General features: G+C 69.8%; 4 protein-coding genes. All 4 read left to right on the top strand.

Annotated elements, in window-relative coordinates; all coding sequences use genetic code 11:
- Positions 1-1,210 (top strand): GTP cyclohydrolase II (locus tag VGB60_RS11245; protein WP_331038343.1); only part of this gene is annotated, 1,210 nt, incomplete at its 5' end.
- Positions 1,197-2,438 carry a URC4/urg3 family protein gene (locus VGB60_RS11240; protein ID WP_331038342.1) on the top strand — a complete coding sequence of 414 codons (1,242 nt, stop codon included), beginning with the start codon at positions 1,197-1,199 and terminating at the stop codon, positions 2,436-2,438. The genes VGB60_RS11245 and VGB60_RS11240, both read left to right, overlap by 14 nt.
- A 41-nt stretch (positions 2,439-2,479) precedes the next feature.
- On the top strand, positions 2,480-3,109 hold the full coding sequence (gene upp, locus VGB60_RS11235) for a uracil phosphoribosyltransferase (protein ID WP_331038344.1): 630 nt from the start codon (positions 2,480-2,482) through the stop codon (positions 3,107-3,109).
- 83 nt (positions 3,110-3,192) lie between these two features.
- Positions 3,193-4,272, top strand: a complete 1,080-nt coding sequence (locus VGB60_RS11230) for a hypothetical protein (RefSeq protein ID WP_331038341.1) — start codon at positions 3,193-3,195, stop codon at positions 4,270-4,272.
- Positions 4,273-4,482 lie beyond the last annotated feature (210 nt).

The following is a 4,482-nucleotide window of genomic DNA, read 5'->3' as shown; positions in this document are numbered from 1 at the left end:
CGGCGGAACGGCCGGCCGCTTTCCGCTGAACTGGGGCGCTCCGACCGCGCAGGAGCGGGGGCCGGTGATCGGCACCGTAAACTCCGGCAGCGACCGCAACGCCATCGGCGCGCACGGCGGGGCCTATTCGGTCTATCGCGCCCTCGCCGTCTCGTCGGGAGCGATGAGCGCCAACAACCGGCCGGACCTCACCAACACCGCGCCGACCACGCCGATGGGCCCGTTTCCGCAGTGGAGCGATCCGTCGAAGATCGTGTCGCTGGACCCGTGGGGCGCGCGCGTGGCCGAGGACTTCGCCGACGAGATCCGCGACGGCGTCGACATCCGCCCCACCATCGCCGTCACACGGGCCCGGCTGCAGCTGGGGGAAATCGCCGAGGCCATCGGGGCCGGGCGTCTGAAGGCTGACGGCCAGATCGTGCACGCAAGCGGCGACGTGGCCGTGACCAAGGCCGCCATCGACCCGGTCTGGTATCTGCCCGGCATCGCCGAGCGCTTCGGCGTCACCGAGACCGCCCTGCGCCGCACCCTGTTCGAGCAGACCGGCGGCATGTACGCCGACCTCGTCACCCGGCCCGATTTGAAGGTGTTCCTGCCCCCGATCGGCGGCATCACCCTGTACATCTTCGGCGACCCCGCCGCGATCGCCGACCCGGCCCGACGGCTGACCTGCCGGGTCCATGACGAGTGCAACGGCTCCGACGTCTTCGGCTCCGACATCTGCACCTGCCGCCCCTATCTGACCCACGGGATCGAGGAGTGCATCCGCGAGGCCCAGGACGGCGGCGCCGGTCTGATCGCCTATAACCGCAAAGAGGGTCGGGCCTTGGGCGAGGTGACCAAGTTCCTGGTCTACAACGCCCGCAAGCGCCAGCCCGGCGGCGATCAGGCGGCGACCTATTTCGAGCGCACCGAATGCGTCGCGGGGGTGCAGGACGCGCGCTTCCAGCAGCTGATGCCCGACATCCTGCACTGGTTGGGGATCACGAAGATCGACCGCTTCGTGTCGATGTCGAACATGAAGCACGACGCCCTGACGGCCTCGGGCATCGAGATCGGCGAGCGGGTGCCCATACCCGACTACCTCGTGCCGCCCGACGCCTCGGTCGAGATGGAGGCCAAGAAGGCGGCGGGCTATTTCACCCCCGACGCGCCGCCCTCGGCCGAGGACCTGACCCGCGTGGTGGGCCGCGACCTTGAGCAGTTCTGAAGCGCAGCAGGCGCATAGCCTGCTCACCGCCGCGGCCGTCCGGGAACGGGCGCATGAAATGCTTGAGATCGGCCTCGCCGGGGGCCTGGAGCACTGGCGCGTCGACCTCGACCGCCTGCCGGAAGCCGCCGGATACGTCGCCGCCGTGATCCGCGAACAGTATCCGACCCTGGCCGTGCCCTTCCACGCCCGCTGGCGGCATTTCGCCGTCGACGGCGTCGATCTGTGGGGGCCGGCCGCCGAGGGGCGTGACTGGCTCGACCCCGCATCCCGGGCCCGGGCCGAGTTTGATCTGGCGATCGTCTCGGTGTTGCTGGACGCGGGCTCGGGGCCGGCTTGGTCCTACACGGACAAGCAGACCGGCCGCACCCTGACGCGGTCGGAAGGGCTCGCCATCGCCAGCCTGCGCATGTTCGAGGCGGGAGCCTTCTCCATCACCGAGGATGACCCGTGGCGGGTCGACGCCGTGGCCCTGACCTTCATGACCGCCGACGCTCTGGCGCGCGGCTTCCAGGTCTCCGCCGACAATCCGCTGGTCGGCCTTGAAGGACGAGCCGCCCTGCTGCGGCGGCTGGGTCAGGCCTGCCTCGCCGAGCCCGATCTGTTCGCGCTGGAGGATGAGCCGCGCCCTGGCGGCCTGTTCGACGCCATGGTCGACCGCGCCGACGACCGGGACCGCCTGCCCGGCCCGGTCATCCTCGAGGTGTTGCTGGAGGCGCTGGGTCCGGTCTGGCAAGACCGGCTGACGCTCGGCGGCGTCGACCTGGGCGACTGCTGGCGGCACCCGGCGATGACGCGCGCCGACGCCACCGACGGGCTCGTGCCCATTCACAAGCTGTCGCAGTGGCTATCGTATTCGCTGGTCGAGCCGCTCGAGACGGCGGGGGTCGAGGTGACCGATCTCGACGGTCTGACCGGCCTGGCCGAATACCGCAACGGCGGCCTGTTCATGGACCTCGGCGTGCTGACGCTGAAGAACCCCGCCGACTCCGAGAAGCCGTGGCCCGTGTCCGACCCGCTCGTCGTCGGTTGGCGCGCCATGACCGTGGCGCTTCTGGACCGGATCGCGCCGCTGATACGCGCCGAGCTGGGCGTCAACGCCCGCGCCATGCCGTTGGCCAGCGTGCTCGAGGGCGGCACCTGGGCGGCCGGACGTCGCGCCGCCGCGGAGCGCCGACGCGGGGGCGGCCCGCCCCTGACCATCCTCTCCGACGGGACCGTGTTCTGATGGCAACCACTTCCAAAGCGTCGGGCAAGCCCGCCTTCTCGATGCAGGGCGTGACCGTCGTCGGTCACCCGCTGGTCGCCCACAAGCTCGGCATCATGCGCTCGAAGGACACCTCGACCGCCCGCTTCCGCCAGCTGCTGCGCGAGATCTCGACCCTGCTCTGCTACGAGGTCACCCGCGACCTGCCGCTGGAGGACTATCCGGTCGAGACGCCGGTCGGGCCGACCACGGGCCAGAAGATCGAGGGCAAGAAGCTGGTTTTCGTGCCGATCCTGCGCGCCGGCCTCGGGCTGGTGGAGGGCATGCTCGACCTCGTCCCGTCCGCCCGCGTCGGCCACGTCGGCCTGTACCGCGAGCCCGAGACGCTGGACGCCGTCGAATACTACTTCCGTGCCCCCGACGACGTGGCCGAGCGGCTGTGCGTGGTCATCGATCCCATGCTGGCCACCGGCAATACGGCGGTGGCGGCGCTGGAGAGGCTTAAGGAGCGGGGCGTGACCAACCTGCGCTTCGTTTGTCTGGTGGCGTCACCCGAGGGACTGGAACGGCTGCGCGGCTGGCATCCCGACGTGCCCGTATGGACCGCCGCCGTGGACGACCGGCTGAACGAGCACGGCTACATCGTTCCCGGCCTCGGGGACGCCGGCGACCGCCTGTTCGGGACGCGCTGAGCCGCAGACTGGTTCAGCCGCCGGAGGTCGTGCAACACTGGTCTCCGAAAAGGTCGCGGCGGATCGCGCGATCGGGGACGAGCATGCCGGCCGAGCTGATCGACAGAATTTACGAGTGTTCCGTCGTACCCGAGCTGTGGCCGGACGTGCTGGACGAACTGGCCCGGATGACCGACGCGCGGGGCGGGCTCCTGTTCTCGGCCCGGACGGCGCTCTGCTGGACGGCGTCGGATACGATCCGCGACGTCTTCGACGAGTACGTCAGCGCCGGCTGGTTCACACGGTGCAGCCGGCGCGTCTGTATCATGGGTCAGTCCGAGCCCTCCTTCTTCGTGGAACAGGACTTCTGGACCGAGGACCAGCTGGGTTCCGATCCGATCTATCGCGACTTCTTCCGGCCGCGCGGCCTGGGCTGGTCCGCCGGGACCGGACTGCGGGTCCCGACGGGCGACAACATCGTCTTCAGCATCGAACGGAAGTTCGAACGTGGACCGGTCGAACGGGAGCATGTGGAGCGGCTGAACACGCTTCGGCCTCACCTGGCGCGCAGCGCCCTCGTCAGCTCCCGACTGGGTCTGCAACGCGCCAAAGGGGCCGCCGAGGCCTTGACCGCCCTTGGCTTGCCAGCCTTGCTGCTAGACGCCGCCGGCACAGTTCTCGAGGCCAATCCCCTGATCGAGACGCTGCCCGAACGCATTGTGTTCACGGCCGGCAACCGGCTTGCGTTGAGCGACCGTCGCGCCAACGACCTGTTGATCACGGCGCTTTCGGCGATCGAGACCACCTCCGGAAGCGCAGCCTGCACCTTCCCGCTGCGCGACAGGGCCGGCAAGGCGGTGATGGTCCTGCACCTGCTCCCGATCCGACGGTCGGCGCACGACATCTTCGGCCAGAGCTTCGCGCTGCTGTTGATCACGCCGGTCTCGGCCGATCGGGCGCCCTCGGTCGAGTTGATGCGCACCCTGTTCGACTTCACGCCGTCCGAGGCGCGGGTCGCCCGCGGGCTCGCGGCCGGGCGATCTCTCGAGGAGGTCGCCGTCGACGGCGCCGTCGCGATCACCACCGTGCGTTCACAACTCCGTCGCGTTCTGGAAAAGACCGGATGCACTCGCCAGGCCGAACTGGCGGCTCTGCTATCGGGCCTGGCGCCTGGAGGGAACTGACCCTTCGCGTCGCAAGCCGCGACTTCCTCTGTTTGGATGACGACCACCCGCCGGGAAGCCAGCATCGTCGGCTCGACCCGGACGGCCGGGCGCTGGGAGGCGAAGCGATGCAACAACTCACCCGATTGACCACGACAGCCTGCTTGGCCGTGGCGCTGGCGATGCCGGCTTCGGCTCAGGCCCAACGCCGGGCGGAGCCCCAGCTGCAGG

This window comes from Brevundimonas sp. (genome assembly GCF_036399195.1).
GTDB lineage: Bacteria > Pseudomonadota > Alphaproteobacteria > Caulobacterales > Caulobacteraceae > Brevundimonas.
This window is presented reverse-complemented; position numbering and strand designations above follow the sequence as displayed.